12 protein-coding genes are annotated in these 20,673 nt (G+C 69.9%); 3 read left to right on the top strand and 9 right to left on the bottom strand.

The features are described from left to right. From C693_RS0114540 to C693_RS0114530, 3 genes are all read left to right on the top strand, one after another. The coding region (locus C693_RS0114540) for an efflux RND transporter periplasmic adaptor subunit (RefSeq protein WP_017463002.1) at nucleotides 1–771 on the top strand (771 nt) is incomplete at its 5' end. Beyond that, nucleotides 768–3,893, top strand: a complete 3,126-nt coding sequence (locus tag C693_RS0114535; protein ID WP_026107436.1) for an efflux RND transporter permease subunit — start codon at nucleotides 768–770, stop codon at nucleotides 3,891–3,893. The genes C693_RS0114540 and C693_RS0114535, both read left to right, overlap by 4 nt. A 151-nt stretch (nucleotides 3,894–4,044) precedes the next feature. Continuing rightward, entirely contained in the window at nucleotides 4,045–4,533 is a 489-nt protein-coding gene (locus C693_RS0114530; protein ID WP_017463000.1) for an REP-associated tyrosine transposase, read from the top strand. An 84-nt stretch (nucleotides 4,534–4,617) separates the two neighbouring features. On the opposite strand, the gene C693_RS0114525 is transcribed toward C693_RS0114530, so the two are convergent. From C693_RS0114525 to ppc, 9 genes are all read right to left on the bottom strand, one after another. Beyond that, entirely contained in the window at nucleotides 4,618–5,241 is a 624-nt protein-coding gene (locus C693_RS0114525) for a TIGR00645 family protein (RefSeq protein WP_017462999.1), read from the bottom strand. A 170-nt stretch (nucleotides 5,242–5,411) separates the two neighbouring features. Further along, on the bottom strand, nucleotides 5,412–6,788 hold the full coding sequence (locus C693_RS0114520) for a sensor histidine kinase (protein ID WP_017462998.1): 1,377 nt from the start codon (nucleotides 6,786–6,788) through the stop codon (nucleotides 5,412–5,414). Next, on the bottom strand, nucleotides 6,775–8,172 hold the full coding sequence (locus tag C693_RS0114515) for a sigma-54-dependent transcriptional regulator (protein ID WP_241762679.1): 1,398 nt from the start codon (nucleotides 8,170–8,172) through the stop codon (nucleotides 6,775–6,777). Before C693_RS0114515 ends, C693_RS0114520 begins: the two co-directional genes overlap by 14 nt. 28 nt (nucleotides 8,173–8,200) lie before the next feature. Further along, entirely contained in the window at nucleotides 8,201–10,609 is a 2,409-nt protein-coding gene (locus C693_RS0114510; protein WP_017462996.1) for an ADOP family duplicated permease, read from the bottom strand. Between the two features lie 2 nt (nucleotides 10,610–10,611). Then, on the bottom strand, nucleotides 10,612–13,068 hold the full coding sequence (locus C693_RS0114505) for an ABC transporter permease (RefSeq protein WP_017462995.1): 2,457 nt from the start codon (nucleotides 13,066–13,068) through the stop codon (nucleotides 10,612–10,614). Between the two features lie 44 nt (nucleotides 13,069–13,112). Next, a complete protein-coding gene (locus C693_RS0114500; protein ID WP_017462994.1) occupies nucleotides 13,113–15,563 on the bottom strand; it encodes an ABC transporter permease in 2,451 nt (816 codons plus the stop codon). Then, nucleotides 15,560–16,324 carry an ABC transporter ATP-binding protein gene (locus tag C693_RS0114495; RefSeq protein ID WP_017462993.1) on the bottom strand — a complete coding sequence of 255 codons (765 nt, stop codon included), beginning with the start codon at nucleotides 16,322–16,324 and terminating at the stop codon, nucleotides 15,560–15,562. The genes C693_RS0114500 and C693_RS0114495 overlap by 4 nt, the downstream gene beginning before the upstream one ends. Before the next feature lie 124 nt (nucleotides 16,325–16,448). Further along, nucleotides 16,449–17,702, bottom strand: a complete 1,254-nt coding sequence (locus C693_RS0114490; protein ID WP_017462992.1) for an efflux RND transporter periplasmic adaptor subunit — start codon at nucleotides 17,700–17,702, stop codon at nucleotides 16,449–16,451. Between the two features lie 158 nt (nucleotides 17,703–17,860). Beyond that, entirely contained in the window at nucleotides 17,861–20,569 is a 2,709-nt protein-coding gene (gene ppc, locus C693_RS0114485) for a phosphoenolpyruvate carboxylase (protein ID WP_017462991.1), read from the bottom strand. Between the last annotated feature and the right edge of the window lie 104 nt (nucleotides 20,570–20,673).

Raw genomic sequence — 20,673 nt, 5'->3', positions numbered from 1 at the left:
GCCGCGCGCACCCCCCGCCACATCGCCGACATGGACCAGGACCTGCTCGCCCATCACGGCGTGTCGGCACGCGAGGCGGCCCAGGCATCCACCGACGCCACGAGCGCCGAGGCCGATCGCGACGCCGCGCGCCAGGCGCTGCTGGCGATGGGCGTGGACGAAGGATCGATCCGCGCGATCGCGGCCGGGCGCGCGGTACCCGACGCCGGCGGCGCGATCCGCGCGCCGATCGCCGGCACCGTGGTGGAACGGCTGATCAGCCCGGGCCAGCTGCTGCAGGCCGGCAGCACCGCCTGTTTCACCGTGGCCGACCTCTCGCACATGTGGGTGATGGCGCAGGTGACGCCGGCCGAGGTGGCCCGCGTGCACCTGGGTGACACCGCCGAGATCCGCACCGGTGACGGCGGCAAGGCCATCACCGGCACCGTCACCAGCATCGGCGGCGTGGTCAACCCGGACACCGGGCTGGTCGACGTGCGCGTCAGCGCGCCCAACCCCGGTGACGCGCTGCGCAAGCAGATGTACGTGAACGTGACGCTGAGCGCCCGGACCGACTCGCAGGGTCTGCTGGTGCCGGTCTCCGCGCTCCTGCGCGACGACGAGAATCTGCCGTTCGTCTACGTCGCGCAGCCCGACGGCAGCTTCGCCCGTCGCCACATCACGCAGGGCCAGCGCACCGGCGACAACGTGGTGGTGGACAAGGGACTGCAGCCCGGCGACAAGGTGGTGATCGACGGCGGCCTGTTCATGCAGTTCATGCAGAACCAATGAGCACGCCCACGCCCGGGGGCGAGACCCCCTCCCGCACCGCCTCGGTGATGAACCGCATCGTCGGCGCCTCGCTCGGCCAGCGCCTGCTGGTGCTGCTGCTCACCCTGATCCTGGTCGGCGCCGGCCTGCACTCGATCGGCCGGCTGCCGGTGGACGCCTACCCCGACCTGTCGCCGCCGATGGTCGAACTGGTGACGCAGTGGCCCGGCCATGCCGCCGAGGAAGTGGAGCGGCTGATCACCGTGCCGGTCGAACGCGGCATGACCGGCACCCCGCACACCACGGTCACCCGCTCGATCTCGCTGTACGGCCTGTCGGTGGTGGACATCACCTTCGCCGACGGCACCGACAAGTATTTCGCCCGGCAGGAAGTGTTCAACCGGATGGGCGACCTCGGCCTGCCCGACGGCGTCACGCCGTCGGTGTCGCCACTGTCCTCGCCCTCGGGGCTGATCTACCGCTACGTGCTGCAGAGCCCGGACCGCTCGCCGACCGAGCTGAAGACGATCGAGGACTGGACCGTCGAGCCGGCCTTCCGCGCCGTGCCCGGCGTGGCCGACGACTCCGGCTTCGGCGGCGGCACGCTGCAGTACCAGGTGAAGCTGGACCAGGCGCGGCTGGCCGCGCTCGGCCTCACCGCCACCCAGGTGGAATCGGCGCTGGCCGCCAACAACGCCAATGCCGGCGGCGGCTTCTACACCCAGGGCAGCCAGTTCTATTACATCCGCGGCGAGGGCCGGCTGAAGACGCTGGAAGACATCGGCAACGTCGTGCTCGCCGAGCACAACGGCTCGCCGGTGCTGGTCAAGGATGTCGGTGAAGTGACCACCGGAATCGCACCGCGACTGGGCGAATTCGGCTACCAGGACCAGAACGACGCGGTCGAGGGCGTGATCTTCCTGCGCACCGGCTCCAAGACCCAGGACGTGCTCAAGCGCGTCGAGGCGAAGACGCGCGAGCTCAACGAGAACGTGCTGCCGAAGGACGTCAAGATCGTCCCGTTCTACGACCGCAGCGAGCTGATCAGCCGCACCACCGACGTGGTCCGCGGCAACCTGGTGCGCGGCATGCTGCTGGTGGTCGTGGTGCTGGTGTTCTTCCTGTACGACCTGCGTGCCGGCCTGATCGTCGCCACCACCATCCCGCTGGCGCTGCTGTTCGCCTTCATCTGCCTGGATGCACAGGGCGCCTCGGCCAACCTGCTGTCGATCGGCGCGATCGACTTCGGCATCCTGGTCGACGCGGCGGTAGTGATGGTGGAGAACATCTACCGCCAGCTGGCCGAACGGAAGGACGAGAACACCAGCGTGTTCGCGGTGATCCGCGCCGCCGCGGCGGAAGTGGACCGCCCGCTGTTCTACGCGGTGGCGGTGATCGTGGTCAGCTTCCTGCCGATCTACGTGCTCTCCGGCCCCTCCGGCACGCTGTTCAAGCCGATGGCCGACACCATGATCTTTGCCCTGGTCGGCTCACTCATCGTCACGCTCACGCTGCTGCCGGTGCTGTGCTCGTGGTTCATGCGCAAGGGCGTGCGCGAGCGGCGCAACCGCGCGTTCGAGGCGATCAAGTCGGTCTACGCGAAGGGCCTGGATTTCTGCCTGGCCCGAGCGCGCGGCACCGTGCTCGCCTCGGTGGTCGTGCTGGCCGCCTCGCTGCTGCTGGTGCCGCGCATCGGCGCCGAGTTCATGCCGCACCTGGACGAGGGCGCGCTGTGGGTGCGTGCCACCATGCCGTACACCATCTCGTTCGACGAGGCGGCCAAGGTCACTCCGCAGATCCGCGCGATCCTGCGCAGCTTCCCCGAGGTGACCACGGTCACCAACGAGCTGGGCCGCCCGGACGACGGCACCGACCCGACCGGCTTTTTCAACGCCGAGTTCTACGTGGGACTGAAGCCGTACTCGCAGTGGACCGGCGAGTACCGGAGCAAGCCCGAACTGATCGCGGCGATGAACCGCAAGCTGGCCGCTTTCCCCGGCATCACCTTCAACTACACCCAGCCGGCCGAGGATGCCGTCGACGAGGCAGAGACCGGCCTGAAGAGCGCGCTGGCGGTGAAGGTGTTCGGACCGGACCTCGCCACGCTGCAGGCCAAGGGCAAGGCGATCAAGCACGTGCTGGAAAAGGTCCGCGGCATCCGCGACGTGACCCTGGTGCAGGAGCTCGGACAGCCCAGCCTGACCATCGACGTGAACCGCGCGGCGATCGCCCGCTACGGCGTCAACGTGTCGGACATCAACGACCTGATCCAGACCGCGATCGGCGGTGACGTGGCCACCCAGGTGGTGCAGGGCGAGAAGGAGTTCGACCTGGTGGTGCGGCTGCAGAAGCGCTACCGCGACAACCCCGAGGCGATCGGCAACCTGCTGGTCGCCACGCCAGAGGGCAAGCAGATCCCGCTCAGGGCACTGGCCGACATCCGCGTCACCGACGGCGCCTCCTTCATCTACCGGCAGGACAGCTCGCGCTACATCGGCGTGCAGTTCTCGGTGCAGGGGCGCGACCTGGCCGGTGCGGTGGGCGACGCCATCGCCCAGGTGAAGAAGCAGGTGGCGCTGCCGCGCGGCTACCGCACGGACTGGGGCGGCGAGTATTCCGAATACGTCGCCTCCAGCGCCCAATTGCACGTGATCGTGCCGCTCACCGTGGGGCTGATCTTCCTGCTGCTGTTCACCCTGTACAGCAACTTCAAGTTCCCGTTCATCACCGTGCTCGGCGTCGCCCTGTCGGCGCCGGTCGGCGGACTGGTCGCGCTGTGGCTCACCGGCACGCCGTTCTCGGTGTCCTCGGGCATCGGCTTCCTGGCGCTGTTCGGCGTGTCGGTGCAGACCGCGGTGGTCTACATCTCCTACGTCAACGAGCTGCGCCTGGGCGGCATGGCGATGGCGCCGGCGATCCGCGAGGCGGCGATCCTGCGCCTGCGGCCGATCATGATGACCGCTCTGGTCGCCGCGCTCGGCCTGCTGCCAGCCGCACTGGCCACCGGCGTGGGTACCGACACCCAGCGGCCGTTCGCGCTGGTGATCGTCAGCGGCCTGTTCACCCGCCTGCTGATCAGCGTGTTCCTGATGCCCGCGCTGTACGCGCTGGTGGCGCGCCCGGACGATCGGCTGGAAGTCTAGCCTTTGCCCTTGTAGGAGCCCGCTCGCGGGCGATGCTTTTGGCTTTGGATGTGGCATCAGAGCGAAGAGCATCGCCCGCGAGCGGGCTCCTACAGGTTCTGGTGGTACCGGACGGCAGCGTGTTCACGGTGCTCATCGGCAAGCTCCGGTCATGCCAGCTTTCCCAGCCCCTGGCCGCTCGGCGCTTCGACGCGGCCGAGTATCACGCCCCGGCCAGGTCTACCTGATCACCGTCACCACCCGGTACCGTCAGCCGATCTTCGGGAATCACGAAGCCGCGCGCGTCGCCAGCCGGGTCATCCACGCTTCCACCCACTGGGGCGACGCGCAGTTGCTGGCGTGGGTGCTCATGCCCGATCACTGGCACGGGCTGCTCGAACTCGGTGAGGAACCACTCGATCGCGTGGTGGCCCGTTTCAAGGCCGCCGTCTGCCGCGAGCTGCATGCGTCCGGGCTATTCGAAGGAAAGCTGTGGGACCGCAGCTTCCACGATCACGCCCTCCGTCGCGAAGAGCGCCTGCTTGGAGTTGCGCGTTACATCGCCGGCAACCCCATACGCGCCGGCCTGGTGGACTCGGTGCTGGCATATCCCTACTGGAACGCCGTCTGGCTCGACTCAAGCGATGCACAACACCTGTAGGAGCCCACTCGCGGGCGATGCTTTTGGCTTTGGATGTGGCATCAGAGCGAAGAGCATCGCCCGCGAGCGGGCTCCTACGGGGCGTCAGTGGGCGTCGCGCAGGCGCGCCACGCCGGCCTGCATGATGCGGTCGGTCCAGGCAATGCCGATCGCCGAGGCGATGAACACCACGTGGATGATCGTCTGCCACATCACGCCCACCGTGGTCAGGGTGGAGCACTTGAGGGTGCTGGCGGTGTTCATGGTGTCGGCCATCGTGGCGAGCACGTCGGCCGAGCAGAACGGCAGGCCTTGCAAGGCGCCGGCAGCGATGAAGGTCTTCAGCAGGTGGATCGAGGAGATGCCGATGATCGCCATCGCCAGCTTCACCTTCAGCACCGACGCGTTGACGTGGCTGAGCCACTCCGGCTGGTCCGGGTGGTGCTCCAGCCCCAGTCGCGAGACGAAGGTCTCGTAGCCGCCGACGATCACCATGATCAGCAGGTTGGAGATCATCACCACGTCGATCAGGCCGAGCACGATCAGCATGATCTCCTGCTCGCCCAGGTGCGATGCCTCGTGGATCAGGTGCCACAGCTCCTTGCCGAACAGGAACACGTAGACGCACTGCGCGACGATCAGCCCCAGGTACAACGGCAGCTGCAGCCAGCGCGAGCTGAAGATGAGGAAGGCCAGCGGGTTGAGGCGGGGTGGAACGGGAGCGGTCATGGAATGCGGTTCCGGTGGGGAGCCAGAGCGTACCCGGGAGCGCATCCTCCCGCCACGCATCCGCAGCAACGACGGTCACCGTCAACCTCAACCGTAGGAGCCCGCTCGCGGGCGATGCCCTTGCTCCTGATCCACATCGAAGCAAAAGAGCATCGCCCGCGAGCGGGCTCCTACGGTGGTTGCGGATGGTCGGCAGGCTGTGGCAGCCAGAGCGTCGCCACGGCGCCACGCGCGTCGGTGCGGGCCAGCAAGCTGACGCCGCCGTCGTGCGCCTCGGCGATCTGCCGTACCAGCGCCAGCCCGATCCCCGAGCCACCCGGCTTGGTGGTGAAGAACGGCACGAACAGGTTGTCGCTGGCCGGCGGGCCCTCGCCCTCGTCCAGTATCTCGATCGAAACCCGCTCGGCCTTCGCCTGCCAGCGAAGGACCACGCCGCCCCGCGTCGGCAGGCTCGCCTCCGCCGCATTGCGCACCAGGTTGATCAGCGCCTGCTCGAGCTGGTCGGGATCAGCCATCAGGTGCAGCGCGGGGCCGGCATCCAGTGTCACCGGCAACCGCGACTCCAGCCGCACCACCTTCTCCAGCAACGGCCCCAGCGCCACCTCGCGCCGCTGCGGCGGCGGCAGCCGGGTCAGCCGGCTGTAGCTGGCGAGGAAGCGCGACAGCGCACCGGAGCGATGGCCGATCAGCTCCAGGCCGTTGCGGAAGTCCTCGCGCCAGTCCTCCGGCAGCGGGTCGCGCAACGCCAGCGTGGCCAGCGTGCCGGCCATCGACTGGATCGGCGCCAGCGAATTGTTCACTTCGTGGCCGAGCACGCGCAGCAGTCGCTGCCAGGCCTGGCGCTCCTCCTCGCGCAGCACACGGCCGACGTCGTTGATCACCAGCAGGCGGCCGCCGCGCCCCTCGGTGCGCAACGGCGCATGGCGGATCTCGAAGCGTCCGCTGCGGCCGGCAAACCGATGATTCAGCAGCTGGCCGGAGGGCTGGTCCAGCAGCGGCTGCAGGCCCAGCTCCTCGGCGCGGCGACCGAACAGCTGGTGCCGGTCGGCCTGCAACAGCTGCTGCGCGGCGGGGTTGAGCAGGCGCAGGCGGGTGTCCTGGTCGAACACCAGCACCGCGTTGTCCAGCGCCGCCAGCGTCTTGCCCAGCAGATAGGACGACTCCTCGAACTGCAGCCGCTCCTGCTGCAGGCGTTCGGCCAGCGCATTGATGTCGTAGACCAGGTCGTCCAGCGCGCCGCCGACGCGGCCGCGCAGGCTGTAGTCGCCCAGCCGCAGGGCGTCGAGCAGGCTGGCGAAGGACTGCAACGGATAGACCAGCCGTCGCCGCTGCCAGCGCACCAGCAAGGCGGTAACGATCACCGCCGCCGCCAGCACCCAGCCATCCGCCTCGCGCCAGCCGCTGCCGCTCCAGGCCATGAACGCCGCCGCCAGCAGCCCCGGCGCGGCGATCAGCGCGCTGCCGCCGAGGATGCGCCGCTCGTAGGCCGGCAGCCGCGACGCGGCGGGGCGTGCGGATGTCGCCGGCGACGGCTCAGGCGTCGTCATCGTCGGCGTCCGCCGGATCCCGCAAACCGTGCTTCTCCAGCCGCCGGTACAGCGCCTGGCGGGTGATCCCCAGCGCATCGGCGGCGCGCAGCAGGTTGCCGTCGAAGCGCTCCAGCGCGCGCCGCACCAGCCAGCCTTCGGCCTGCTCCAGCGTCATCTGTTCGAAGCCCTCGTCGACCGACTCGGTGCGACCGAAGGCCAGCGCCGCGGCACCGACCTCGTCGTGCTCGGCGAGCAGCGCGGCGCGCTCCATCAGGTGGCCCAGCTCGCGCACGTTGCCCGGCCAGGCATAAGCCTGCAGCGCCCGCTCGGCCGACGGCGCCAGCCGCAGGCCATGACGACCGTAGCGCTGCGCACTGCGTGCCAGCGCCGCACGCGCCAGCGGCACGATGTCGTCGCCGCGCTCACGCAGCGGCGGCAGCACGATCTCCAGCGTGTTGAGCCGGTACAAGAGGTCGCGACGGAAGCGCCCGGCCGCCACGTCGGCAGCGAGGTCGGCATTGGTGGCCGACACCAGCCGCACGTCGGTGCGCTGGGTGCGCGAGGAACCCAGCCGCTCGAACTCGCCGTCCTCCAGCACGCGCAGCAGCTTCGGCTGTTGCGAGGCCGGCACGTTGCCGACCTCGTCGAGGAACAGCGTGCCGCCGTCGGCCAGCTCGAAGCGGCCGATGCGCTCGCTCTTGGCGTCGGTGAACGCGCCGCGCACATGGCCGAACATCTCCGACTCGAATACGGTCTCGGCGATACCGCCCATGTTGACCTTCACGAACGGCTGCGCCGCTCGCCCCGACAGCGCATGGATGCGCTGCGCGATCACGCCCTTGCCGGTGCCGTTCTCGCCGAGCACCAGCACGTTCGCGTCGCTCGGCGCGACCCGCGCCACCAGCCCTAGTACCCGCTGCATCGCAGGCGACTCGGCGATGAATTCGGCATCGCCCTCGTCGCGCAGCAGCGCGTTCTCCGCCTCCAGCCGGCGCTGCCGCCGCGCGCTACGCGCCAGCGCCATCTGTGCGCGCAGTACGCCGAGCAGGCGTGCGTTGTCCCAGGGCTTCTCGATGAAATCGGCGGCGCCGCGGCGCATCGCCTCCACCGCCAGCGGCACGTTACCCCAGGCGGTCATCACTACCACCGGCAGTTCCGGGTCGAGCTGGCGCAGCTTCTCCAGCAGCTCCAACCCCTCGGCGCCGGAGGTGGTGTCGCGGGTGTAGTTGAGGTCGACCAGCGCCACGTCGAACGCGCGCCGTCGCGCTTCGTCCAGCGCGCCGGCGGGCCCGTCCACGCCGGTGCTGGCCACACCCTCGGACTTCAGCAGCAGTCGCAGCGCCTCGCGCACGTCGGCCTGGTCGTCGGCCAGTAGTACTGTCGGATTCGATTCACGTGCCACGCCGTCGTCCATCCCGTCAGTGTAGTGGTCACTCGTAGCGCAAGGCGACGGCGGGATCGACTTGCAAGGCGCGCCGCAGCGGCAATAGCGTCGCAGCCAATGCGGTGACCACCACCAGCACGATTACCGACCCGAACACCGCTGGGTCGTGTGCGCGTGTCTGCAGGTTGGGATCGGCGAGCAGCCGCGACCACGGCAGCGCCAGCAGGGTCCCCAGAACCAGGCCCAGACCCAGTTGCCATGCCAGCTGGCGACCGAGCAGCCGGGCGATGGCCCATCCGCCGCCACCGATCGCGCGCCGGATGCCGATTTCGCGCGTGCGCTGCTCCACGGAAAACGCCACCACACCGTACAGGCCGGTCGCGGCAAGCCCCAACGCGACCAGTCCGAGCGCACCGAACACGTCGGCCATCACCGTCAGGCCGGCCTGCGAGCGCGCGATGATCCACTGCTGACTGAGTACGTCATGCACGGCGACCTGGCTGTCCACGCCGTGCACGATGTCGGACAGATGCGGGATGAAAGCGGCCGCTGCGCCATGGGTGCGCACGGCCAGTCCGACGGCATGCAGCGGTCCCTGCCCTGCCGACTGGCTCACCGGCATCAGCAACCCGGGCACCGACGGCTCCAGCAGACTGTCCATCTGCAACGGCTCGGTCACCCCGATGACGGTGAGCGAGCGGGCCCAGGCGGTTCCGGGGTGCAAGGTGAGCTGACGCTGCAACGGATCCTGGCCGGGCCACAGGGCCTGCGCCAGGTGACGATCGACTACCGCCACCGCCTGGCCGCCGGCCGTGTCCCGTGCATCGAAGAAGCGCCCGGCAAGCAGGCGCACCCCGAACGTGGACAGGAAGTGCGGGTCGACCACACCCAGCTGGACCTTCATCCACCCGGAAGCCGGACGCGGCTGACCGGGCAGCCCGACGCGCTCGTGACTGCCCAGCCGTCCGCCCGGAACCGTGTCCGAGGCGGTGGCGTCAACCACGCCCGGAGTGGCGCGCAGCTGCGCCACGGCCTTGCCGATCACGGCGATCCTGCGCGGGTCGTCGTAGGTTTGCCGCGGCAGCGCCAGCTCGGCGGTCAGCACCTGCGCCGCGTAGCCAATGCCAGGCGTCGGCCGGGCGAGCAGCCGCTGCACGGCGCCGACGAACATGCCGGCGCCGACCAGCAACACCACAGTGAGCACTATCTCTGCCACCACCATCACCCGCGCGACACGGGCGAAACCGCTTCCTGAGCCTTTCACGCCATCGCGCAAGGCCTGCTGCGGGTCGCTGCGCGCGGCACGCCAGGCCGGCACCGCGCCAACCAGCGTGGTGGTTGCCAGAGCCATCAGCGCTCCCGCGGCCAGCACCCATCCATCCAGACCGAAGTGATGGAAACCGGGCATGCGTCCCGGCCGGAAATACACGCCGACCAGCCAGCGGTTGCCCCACTGCACGATGGGCAGGGCGAGCAGCCATCCGGCTGCACCGAGCAGCCAGCCTTCGGCGATGGCACCGAACACCAGACGGCCCCGCGCGCTGCCGAGCGCGTGCCGCAGGGCCAGTTCATGCGCCCGGCGCACGGCCTGCACCAGCTGCAGGTTGGCGACGTTCACGCACGCCAGCAGCAGTACCAGGGTGCCGGCACCGAACATCAGCCAGACCCAGTAGCGCATGTCCTCCGGTACGAAACTGTAGCCAAGCGGCTTGGTGACCACCGCGCGCATGTGCATGTCCGTCGGTAGCACCCGCTGTAACGCTGGCTGCATCGCATCAAGTTCCGCACGCGCCTGCCCCAGCGTCTTGCCCGGTGCCAGCCGCAACACCCCGGCCAGGTCTCGATGCTGCCCGGGCAGCAGGCGTAACGGTCGCCACACCCGGGTGTACTGCGGAAAGCTGAAGCTTGCCGGCAATACCCCGATGACGGTTGCCCACTCGCCATTGACGCGGATCTGCCGGCCGATCACGTGCGGATCGGCCGCAAAAGTCGTCCGCCACAAAGGCTCGCCGATCAGCAGCACACGCTCGGCACCCGGTTGCTCGTCGGCCGTGGTGAAAATACGTCCCAGCAGAGGCTGGACGCCGAGCATCTCCAAAAGCGATGCACTCGATCGACTTCCGGGGAAGTAGATCGCCCCGTGTCCATCGTCCAGGCTGACCCCGCCGGCGGTGTACGCACCCACGGCGTCAGCGGCCTGGAGGCTGCGACGCAACAGCGCATATTGCGCGCTGTCGAGACTGTCGATGCCATGCCCGCTCGAGGAGCGCTCGCCAACTGCCATCAACCGTTCCGCGTCGGGGAACGGCAACGGCTTCAGTATCAGCGTGTTGACCAGGGAGAACAGGAAAAGCGTCACGCCCAACCCCACCCCCAGCACCGTCATCGACAGCAGTGCATATCCCGGCCGCTTGAGCAGCCGCCGCATGGCCCCGCGGAACTCCTGCACGATCATCCTCACTCTCCCCTCAATGCACGCATCGGCTGCACGCGCGATGCGCGCAGCGCCGGCAGCAGACAGGCCAGCAGGCCGGACAGCGCCAGCACTGCGGCTGCCGAGGCGATCGACCAGGGATCGAACACGCTGCGCCCGACCTGTACCACCACCGCCCGCAGCACACCGGACCCCAGGAACCCCAGCACGAACCCGGCGAGCAGGCCGAGGACGATCTGCACCAGGCCAGCGCGCAGCACCAGCAACAGCAGCCCTCGTGGCGCCGCGCCCAGCGCGGCGCGCACGCCGAACTCGCGCTCGCGCGCCGCCACCGCAACCGCCATCACCGCATACACACCCACGCCGGCGAGCAACAGCGCCAGGCCGCCGAACAGGCCGACCAGCATCAGGTTGAACTCGGTATCGGTGATCGTGTCGTGCACCACATGGGCCATGCTGTAGACATGGTCGATCGGCTGGTCGGGCGCCACTTCGGCCACGGCCCGCTGCACGGCATCGCGATAGCTGTCCGGGTCGCCCTGGACCTTGAGCGCAAAGCGCAGCGGCTCGTACATGCGGAACGCGCGCAGGGCGTCGTCGGGCATCTGCGCCAGCGGCAGGTACAGGATCGGCACGACCGAGTCCGGATCCTCCGGCCCGAACTGGTAGGTATCGGCCACCACGCCGACGATGCGCGCCGACCACATGCCCTTGCCTTCGCCCCGCTGGATCGTCTGCCCCAGCGCATGGCCCTGGAAATGCACGTCGGCGAAGCGCTGGTTGACCACGGCCACGTCCTCACCGCCACGCACATCGCTGGCGGCGAACGGACGCCCCTGTCGCACATGGATGCCGAACACCCGGAAGAACCCCGGGTCGGCCGCGTGGAACTGCGCGCCAAACTGCTCGCCACCCGGCAGATGCAGCCCGCCCATGTTCCATTGCCCGCTGAAGTCGCCCGCAGGCAGATTGGTGCCGGCCGCCGCAAGCTGCACACCGGGGATCTGTTTCAGGCGCTCGACCAGTCGGCCGGACAGTTGCTGTACCGAGGCCGCATCCGGATAGGTCGCCTTGACCGGCGCCAGCTCGAAGGTGAGCACGTGGTCCGGTTTGAAGCCCAGATCCACCCGCGCGCTGGCCAGCAGGCTGTGCAGGAACACGCCCGCCGTGCACAACAGCAGCGAGGCCAGCGCCACCTGGGCCATCACCAGCAACCGACCGAGCAGGCCGCTGCGGCGACTCAGGCCGCTGCGGCCGCCCTCGCGCAGACTGTCCATCGACAACGCGGCCTGCCCGCGCCACAGCCCCAGCCCGGTCGCGACCAGCGCGCCGAACAGACCGGTCGCGACGGCGATCGTCCAGGCCATCCCGCCAAGGTTCAGGCCTCCGGGGCGCGTCCACTCCACGGCCATCCAGTCCACCGGCATCCACGTGCGCACGGCGAGCAGGGCCAGCGCCGCCAGCCCCTGACCGACCAGCACACCGACCACACCGATCAGCATGCCCTCGGCGATCGACGGCAAGGCGACCCGCCAGCGGGAGGCACCGAGCGCCCCGCGTACCGAGGCGTCATGACTTCGTCCCATCGCGCGCAGCAGCATCAGGTTGGTGAGATTCACCAGCGCGATGACCAGCAGCAGCACGGCGCAGGCCACCCACATCAACGACGTGCTGCGCTGCCCGGCATGCTGCGCGGCACTGAAATCCTGGGCACTGAAGTGCACGCGCTGCCAGAAGCTGCCGGCATAGGCCTGCTTCCCCTGCTCGGCGTAGAACGCGTGCAGGCGGGTATTCACTTCGGCCGCCAGTGTCGCAACCGTGGTGCCGGGCGCCAGTCGCGCCACCGCGGTGTAGTTGGTGCCGTCGTCGCCCGAATGCGCGGGAAATGCCGTGGGCAGGGCGATCGAGGCCTGGCCCAGATCGAAGCCGGCCGGCAGCACGCCGACGATGGCGTGAGGTACGCCCTCCACCGTCAGGGTCTGGCCAATCGCCGCGGGATTGCCGCCGAAGCGGCGCAACCAGAAGCCGTGGTAGAGCATCACCGCAGGCGGGCCGTTGGGCTGGTCTTCCTCAGCGCTGAAGTTGCGACCCAGCGCCGGCTGCACGCCGAGCGTCGGCAGCAGGCCCCGGTCGATCTCCAGCGCCACAACCTGTTCCGGCCGGCCGTCGCCGGCGATGTTGGACGCTGTCTGGCCATCCTTGAACAGGCCCATCGATGCGATCCCGGGCAGCCCGGCGAGGTGCTGGTACTGCTGCGGCGAGACCGCCTGCACATCGCCCTGTTCGACGGGGCCAACCGCGACCAGTTGATGCGGCTGTGGATAAGGCAACGGCTGCAGCAGCACGCCATCGATCAGGGTGAACACGGCGCTGGCCGCGCCAACACCCAGCGCCAGCACGCCACTGGCCAGCAACACGAAACCCGGCCGGCGCAGGCTGGCCCGCCAGGTACGCCAGATCTCACTCAACCAGACGCTCATGCCGAATTCCTTTCAGAAGATGGAGTCACGGGAGCCCTCGCTACTCAGTCACCGCGCAGCACCGACATCGGCTGGACCCGGCCGGCACGCAGCGCCGGCAGCAGGCAGGCCAGCAGGCCGGACAGGGCGAGCACGACGCATACGCCGAGCGTCGCGACGGGGTCGAAGACGCCGATGCGGCCGATCGAGGACATCGCCACCGCCATCGACAGGCTTGCCAGCAACCGCGATGCGCCCAGCGCGAGACCGACACCGATCACCAGGCCGACAACGACCTGTCCCAGGCCGCCACGCAGCACCAGTCGCGTCATCCGTGAAGGCGAGGCGCCCAGCGCCGTGCGCACGCCGAACTCGCGTTCGCGCGCGGCCACCGCGACCGCCATCACCGCGTACATGCCGGCCACCGCCAGCAACAGCGAGAGCGCGGCGAACAGGCCGACCATCAGCATGCCCAGACGTGCGTCGGCGGTGGTCTGGCGGACGATGCTGCGCATCGATTCCAGGTGGGCGATCGGCTGACCGGGCGCGACTTCGGCCACCGCCTGTTCCACGCTCGCGCGCCAGTCGGCCGGGCGGCCGTGGACACGCAGCACGAAGCGCAACGGCTCCAGCCCGAGAAAGATGTCCATCGTGTTGCGCGGCATCTGCGCCAGCGGCAGGTACACCATCGGCTGCCGCGGCTGCAGCGGACCGCGCTGGTAGGTATCGGCGACCACGCCGACGATGCGCACCGGCAGATTGGGTCCGTTGCTGACCTCGACCAGCACAGTCTTGCCGATCGCATCGCCACCGTAATAGCGGTCGGCCAGGTCGCGGCTGACCACCGCCACCGGTTCGCTGCCGGCGGTGTCGTCACGGCTGAATACCCGCCCCTGTTTCAGGGCGATGGAAAACACCTGGAAGAAGCCGGTGCCCACGCCATGCAATTGCGCCTCGAACTGTTTGCCCTCCGGCGTCTTCATGCCGTTGTTGAACTGGCCGTAGAGCCCGTCGCTGGCCGGCAGGTTGGTGGTGACCGCCGCCCCGGTGACCCCGGGAATGGCGCGCAGGCGTCGCGCCACGCGCTGCGCCAGGGTCTGCACGGCTCCGACATCCGGGTAATGCGCCTTTACCGGCACCAGTTCGAAGGTGAGCAGCTGGTCGCTGGCGAAGCCGAGCTGCACCCGTGAAGCGGCAAGCACGCCATGGGCGATCGCGCCCGCCGAGCACAGCAGGGCCACCGCCAGCGCGACCTGCACCACCACAAGCACGCACCCGAGACGCCCGCTGCGCGCGCCCATGCCGCTGCGTCCGCCCTCGCGCAGCTCGTCGACGCCGGTCGCACCACGGCTTCGCCACAAGCCGAGCGCGGCAGCCAGCAGGGCACCGAGTAGTCCGACAACAAGCGCCATGGCCCACTGCGACGCCCCCATGCCGATCCGGTTGCCGTGCAGCCACTGGCTGGGGATGAAAGGCAGCAGCAGGCGCAGCCCGGACCATGCCAGCAGCATGCCCAGTGCCGTCCCCACCACCCCCACCAGCAGGCCCTCGGCCACCGCCGGCAACAGCAACCGCAGCAGCGGCGCGCCCAGCGCGCTGCGCACCGCCGCATCGTGGCTGCGCGACAGTGTCCGCAACAGCATCAGGTTGACCAGGTTGACCAGGGCGATCAGCAGGATCAGCACGGCGCTGGCCACGAACAGCATCATCACCGGACGCTCGCCGCGGTGCAGTGCCGCCTGCAGGGAGGTGGCGCCGAACCAGGGCTGCTTCCAGTTCCCGCCCATGGCCATGTCGCGGTACATCGCGCGCTCGCGTGCATCCGCCTGGGCACCGACCGACGCCAGGCTGACGCCTGCGGCCAGACGCGCGATCGCCAGGTGGCCGTTGTGGTTGTAGTCGCGGCTGGCCGGCGGCAGGGCCAGCGGCAGCACGATGCCGCCGGGATCGGGGAGGCTATCGAACGCCTGCGGCAGCACACCGACGATGGTCGCCGGCCGACCTTCCACCTGCATGGCCTGACCGACGACGCCGGCAGCGGCGCCGTAGTCGCGTTGCCACAGGCCGTAGCTCAGCATCACGGCGGCCGGCCCGTTCGGCCGGTCTTCCGACTCGCTGAAGTTGCGCCCGAGCACCGGGCGAATGTCGAGCGCCGCCAGCACGCCGCGGTCGATGTAGGTCACCGGTACCTGCCGCGGCGCACCGGCACCGGCAATGTTGGCGACCGAGCCCGGACGAATCAGGCCCAGCGCTCTTACCCCATGCATGCCGTCGAGGAACTGGTACTCGTGCGGCGAGATGGTGCCGACCTCGCCACCGAAGATCCGGCCGACCTCCGCGATACGCGATGCCTGCGGAAACGGCAGCGGCCGCAGCAAGGTGGCATCGAGCAACGCGAACACCGCCGCGCTGGCGCCGACGCCCAGCGCCAGCACGCCGCTGGCCAGCAGCAGGAAGCCCGGCCGGCGCAGGCTGGCCCGCCAGGCTCGCCACAGCTCGGCGAGCCAGGGACTCATGCCTGCAGACCTTCGCGCGAGCCGATCAGCGCGTCCAGCCGTGCCTCGTCCTCGCGACGCAGGCGGTCGAAGGTGTCTTCGTCCACCACGCGGCCGTCGAACAGGCGGATCTTGCGCTGGGCCAGCTCGGCATAGCGGGCGTCATGGGTGACCATGCAGATGGTCGCGCCGCCCTTGTGCAGTTCGTCGAGCAGGGCCATCACCGCCTCGCCGTTGCGCGAGTCGAGGTTGCCGGTGGGCTCGTCGGCGAGCAGGATCGCCGGCTTGCCGACCAGCGCGCGCGCCACCGCCACGCGCTGCTGCTGACCGCCGGACAACTGCGCCGGGTAATGCCGCATGCGGTGCGCCATGCCCACGCGCTCCAGTGCCTCGTGCACCCGCGCGCGCCGCTCGGCGGTGCCGATGCCGCCGCGGTAGGTCAAGGGCAGCTCCACGTTCTCCTGCACGGTGAGGTCGCCGATCAGGTTGAACGCCTGGAAGATGAAGCCGATCTCGGCGTTGCGGATGCGCGCCCGCGCCGCGGCGTCGAGCTTCGCCACATCGTGACCGTTGAGCACGTAGCTGCCGGCGCTGGCGGTATCGAGCAGGCCGAGGATCGACAGCAGCGTGGTCTTGCCGCAGCCGGACGGGCCGGAGATCGACACGTACTCGCCGCGATGCACCGCCAGGTGCACGTCGCTCAGTGCGTGGGTTTCCACCTCGTCGGCCTGGAACACCTTGCGGATGCCGTCGAGGGCGATGACGCTGGACGATGGGTTCATCATGATTCCCGTCTACATGGTTGGTTGTGTGTAGGAGCGCGCTTGCGGGCGATGCTTTTGCTCCCGATCTGCATCAATGCCGAAAAGCATCGCCCGCGAGCGGGCTCCTACCCTGCGGCATGGTTCACTTCACGCGGATCCTGTCGTAGCGGTCCCACTGGCTGGTGTCGGAGAGGATCACCTGATCGCCGGCCTTCAGGCCACGGCGGATCTCCACCCGGTCCACCGACGCCGCGCCCAGCCGCACCGGCACACGGGTGGCGATGCCGCTGGACGGATCGAGGCGGAACAGCGTGATGTCGGCATCGGCGCGCGCGGAGGCCGGCCGGCCGACCGAGAGCACGTGGTCCAGCGTGGCGACGCGGATGCGTCCGTCCACCGAGAGGTCCGGACGTGCGCCGGGCGGCAGCTTGCCATCCAGGCGCACATCCACCTGCACGCTGCCGTCGCGCACCGCCGGGTCGATGCGCTCGACCGCGCCGGCGACCAGGCCGTTGTGCGTGTCCACGCTGACCGGCATGCCGAGGGCCACGTCCTTGGCCTGTACCTCGGGCACCTGCAGGCGCGCGATCAACACATCCGGCCGCGCCACCCGCGCCAGGTTGGCGCCCTCGGCCACCTGCGCGCCCTCCTGCACCGCCACCTCCTGCAGTACCCCGGCGATGCCGGCCTTCACCTGCAGGGCATCGGCCTGGCGCTGGCGCAGTTCGAGGTTGCTCTGCTGCTGGCGCAGCCTGGCCTGCACCGCGTCGAGCTGGGCATGCATGTTGCCGGCGAAGGCGGCCACGCGCTGCCGCTCGATGTCACGGCGGGTCGCCAGCTGCTTCAGCGCGATCTGGCCCTGGCGGAACTGCACGTCGGGAATCAGGTGCAGGGCGGCCGCCTTGGCGTCGGCGTCGGCCTTGACCTTGGCCGAGGCGTAATCGGACTCGGCCTGGGCGAGTGCCGAGCGCTGGTCCAGCAACTGCGAGCGCATTTCCGCGCGCTTGGCGGCAACGTCGGCTTCCGCCGCCGCCACCAGGGCCTGGGCGTTGCGCAGCGCATCCTCCACCGCGGGGTTGGCCAGCGTCATCAGCACCGTGTCAGGTTTCACCGTGGCGCCGGGCCAGACCTTGATCTGCTCGACCTGTGCCGCGGTGGACGCGGCCAGCCAGCGGCTGGAGCGCGGCACCAGGGTGCCGGTGGCGCGCACCTCGCGCAGCATCTGCCCCTGCTGCACGGTATCGATCCACAGGCTGCCCCGCTCGACTACCGGCAACGCCGGCCCCAGCCGCATCACCAGCACCACGACGGCGACCAGCGCGACCGCGCCGCCGGCGATCGACCACTGCAGCCGCCGACGCCGCTGGATCCTGAACTGGGGGTTGGCGATATCCATGCGACAGGACATCGCAAGCAGCGTGCCAGCCACCCGCGAAAAGCGAAAACGGCGCCGTGGCGCCGTTTTCGGGACGCGGACACGCCGATGTGTCCGGTCACAGTGTCCGCTTCCGGAATCGCCCGACCAAAGACGGACAGCCCCGGGACGGCGACCGCTCAGCCGGTGTTCTGCAGCCCCTGCGAGACGCCGTTGACGCAGGCGACCAGGGCGCGCAGCAGGGCCTCGTCCCCGCGGTCGCTGGCGCGCCAGCGCCTGAGCAGGTCGATCTGCAGCACGCTCATCGGGTCCACATACGGGTTGCGCAGGCGGATCGACTGGGCCAGTCGCGGCGAGTCCTGCAGCAGCTCGTCGCTGCCCTTCAGGCGCAGCACCCAGTGGCAGGTGCGCGCGAACTCCTCGCGGATCAGCGCGAAGAACGGCGCGTGCAGCTCGCCGGCCAGCGTCGAGAACGCCTCGGCGATGGCCAGGTCGCACTTGGCCAGCACCATCTCCACGTCGTCGAGCATGTTGCTGAAGAACGGCCAGTCGCGCGCCATCTCGGCCAGCGCCTCCTCGCCGAACTCGGCCGCACCCTGCTCCAGCGCGGTACCCAGGCCGTACCAGCCGGTGAGGATCGAACGGCACTGGGTCCAGGAGAACACCCAGGGGATCGCGCGCAGGTCCTGCACGCCGCGCATCGAGCGCCGGCGCGAGGGGCGCGAGCCCAGGGTCATGCGCTCGATCACGTCGATCGGCGTGGCGGCACGGAAGTACTCGACGAAGCCCTCGCGGTCGACGAAGGCGCGGTAGTGCTTGCGACTGGTGGCCGAGAGCACGTGCATGCGCTCGCGCCAGGCGTCCTCGCGCGGCTCCACCTCGCGCGGGCGCAGGCTGGCGCGCAGCACGGCGCCGACGGTCTGCTCCAGGTTGCGCAGCGCCAGCGCGCGGATGCCGTACTTGCGATGGATCACCTCGCCCTGTTCGGTCACCCGCAGCACGCCGGCCACCGAGCCGCGCGGCGAGGACATCAGCGCCGGCGTCATGCGGCCGCCGCCGCGGCTGGCCGAGCCGCCGCGACCGTGGAAGAAGGCGAGCTGGATGCCGGCCTCGTGCGCGATGTCCAGCAGCTCCACCTGGGCGCGCTGCAGGCCCCAGCGCGAGGCCAGCGTGCCGCCGTCCTTGCCGCTGTCGGAGTAGCCGAGCATCACCCACTGGCGGTCGCCGCGCGAGGCCAGGTGCGTGCGGTAGACCGGGTCGGCCAGCAGCGCGCGCAGCGTGGCCGGGGCGTTCTTCAGGTCGTCCACCGTCTCGAACAGCGGCGCCACGTCCAGCGGCACCGGCTCGCCTTCCACGGCCAGGCCACCGTGGCGGGCCAGCGCGAGCACGGCCAGCACGTCGGCCGCAGTGCGCGCCATCGAGATGATGTACAGGCCGATCGCCTCGGCGCCGTAGCGGCGACGGGCCGTGCCCAGCGCCTGGAACACCGAGCGCATGCGCTGGGCGTTCTCCTCCTCGACCGGGGCGAGCGCCAGCTCGCCGCTGGCGAACGGATGCAGCTTTTCCACCCGCTCGGCCGGGCTGCGCTGGCCCCAGTCGGCGTCGCCCTGCAGGGCGGCCAGCGCGTCGTCGTGCACCTGCGAGTCCTGCCGCACGTCGAGCCGGGCCAGATGCAGGCCGAACGTGCGCACGCGGCGGACCAGCCGCTGCACCGCGTAGGCGCCGGCGTGCAGGCCGTGGTGGTCGATCAGGCTGTGCGCGATCAGCTCCAGGTCGCCGGCCAGCTCGTCGACCGAGGTATAGCCTTCCGGATGGTCGTCCTCGTGGGTGGCCTGCAGGCGCGCGCCGATCAGGGTGAGCAAGGTGCGGTACGGCATGTCGGCGTGGCGCGGGCGGATCTTCTTCGCCGCTTCCGGGAAGCGCTCGCGGTAGTCCTCCAGCCGCGCCAGCAACTCCGGCGATACGGCCACGCGGCCCTCGGTCTGGCTGAGCAGGCGGGCCAGCCCGGCCACATCCTCCTCGTAGTGCTCGATCACATGGGCGCGCTGGCTGGCAAGGCTCGCGGCGATGGTGTCGGCGCCCACATTGGGATTGCCGTCCATGTCGCCGCCGACCCAGGTGGCGAAGCTGAGCAGCCGCGGCATCGGCACCGCGATGCCGTAGACCTGCTGCAGCGCATCGGCCAGTTGCTCGTACAACGCCGGCACGATGCGGTAGATCGGGTTGGCCAGGTAGAAGCCGACGTGGTGGTGCTCGTCCTGCACGGTGGGCTGCACCGGCGAGGCCTCGGCGGTCTGCCAGCCGGAGGACAGCGCCATGAAGATGCGGTCGTCGTCCTCCTTGCGCTCCTGCGGGGTGCGGGTGGGGTCGAAGTTGTCCACCAGCGAGCGCACGATCGCCTGCTCTTTTTCCAGCAGCGAGCGGCGCACCGCCTCGGTCGGGTGCGCGGTGAACACCGGCTCCACGTGCAGGCGACCCAGCCAGTCGACCAGTTCGGCGGCGATGACGCCCTGCGCCTTGAGCCGGGTCAGCACGTCGAGCAGGGACTCGGGCTGCGGATGGCTATCGCTGCGCTGGTAGTCGCGGCGGCGGCGGATGCGGTGCACCCGCTCGGCGATGTTCACCGCCTGGAAATAAGTGGCGAAGGCGCGCGCCAGCGCTTCGGCCTCCTCCGCCTGCATGCCGCTCAGCGCCCGGTCCAGCAGGGCCACCGGCTCGTCCTCCCGGCGGCGGCGGATCGCCGTGGTGCGCACCGCCTCCACCTTCTCGAAGAAGGCCTCCCCGCGCTGCTCGGCGAGCATCTGCCCGACCATCGCGCCGATCCGGCTGACGTCCTCGCGCAGGGGGGCGTCGTGCGGCAGGTCGGGGGTGTCGGGCTGGAAAGGCATGGAGGTCTCCCTTGTGTGAATCCGTCCAAGACTAGCAAATGCTGCGGGTGCAGCATGTCAAGAATCGGTCCACGCTGCACACCCGGGCGGACAGCCTGGGCCGG

Origin of the sequence: Dyella ginsengisoli LA-4, from assembly GCF_000334915.1 — a bacterium.
Lineage (GTDB): Bacteria > Pseudomonadota > Gammaproteobacteria > Xanthomonadales > Rhodanobacteraceae > Dyella_A > Dyella_A ginsengisoli_A.
This window is presented reverse-complemented; position numbering and strand designations above follow the sequence as displayed.

What these genes read in the sequence shown, in the direction of transcription:
- C693_RS0114535 (WP_026107436.1), top strand. Translation starts at nt 768, where the DNA reads ATGAGCACGCCCACGCCCGGGGGCGAGACCCCCTCCCGCACCGCCTCG.
- C693_RS0114530 (WP_017463000.1), top strand. Translation starts at nt 4,045, where the DNA reads ATGCCAGCTTTCCCAGCCCCTGGCCGCTCGGCGCTTCGACGCGGCCGA.
- C693_RS0114525 (WP_017462999.1), bottom strand. Translation starts at nt 5,241, where the DNA reads ATGACCGCTCCCGTTCCACCCCGCCTCAACCCGCTGGCCTTCCTCATC.
- C693_RS0114520 (WP_017462998.1), bottom strand. Translation starts at nt 6,788, where the DNA reads ATGACGACGCCTGAGCCGTCGCCGGCGACATCCGCACGCCCCGCCGCG.
- C693_RS0114510 (WP_017462996.1), bottom strand. Translation starts at nt 10,609, where the DNA reads ATGATCGTGCAGGAGTTCCGCGGGGCCATGCGGCGGCTGCTCAAGCGG.
- C693_RS0114505 (WP_017462995.1), bottom strand. Translation starts at nt 13,068, where the DNA reads ATGAGCGTCTGGTTGAGTGAGATCTGGCGTACCTGGCGGGCCAGCCTG.
- C693_RS0114500 (WP_017462994.1), bottom strand. Translation starts at nt 15,563, where the DNA reads ATGAGTCCCTGGCTCGCCGAGCTGTGGCGAGCCTGGCGGGCCAGCCTG.
- C693_RS0114495 (WP_017462993.1), bottom strand. Translation starts at nt 16,324, where the DNA reads ATGAACCCATCGTCCAGCGTCATCGCCCTCGACGGCATCCGCAAGGTG.
- C693_RS0114490 (WP_017462992.1), bottom strand. Translation starts at nt 17,702, where the DNA reads ATGGATATCGCCAACCCCCAGTTCAGGATCCAGCGGCGTCGGCGGCTG.
- ppc (WP_017462991.1), bottom strand. Translation starts at nt 20,569, where the DNA reads ATGCCTTTCCAGCCCGACACCCCCGACCTGCCGCACGACGCCCCCCTG.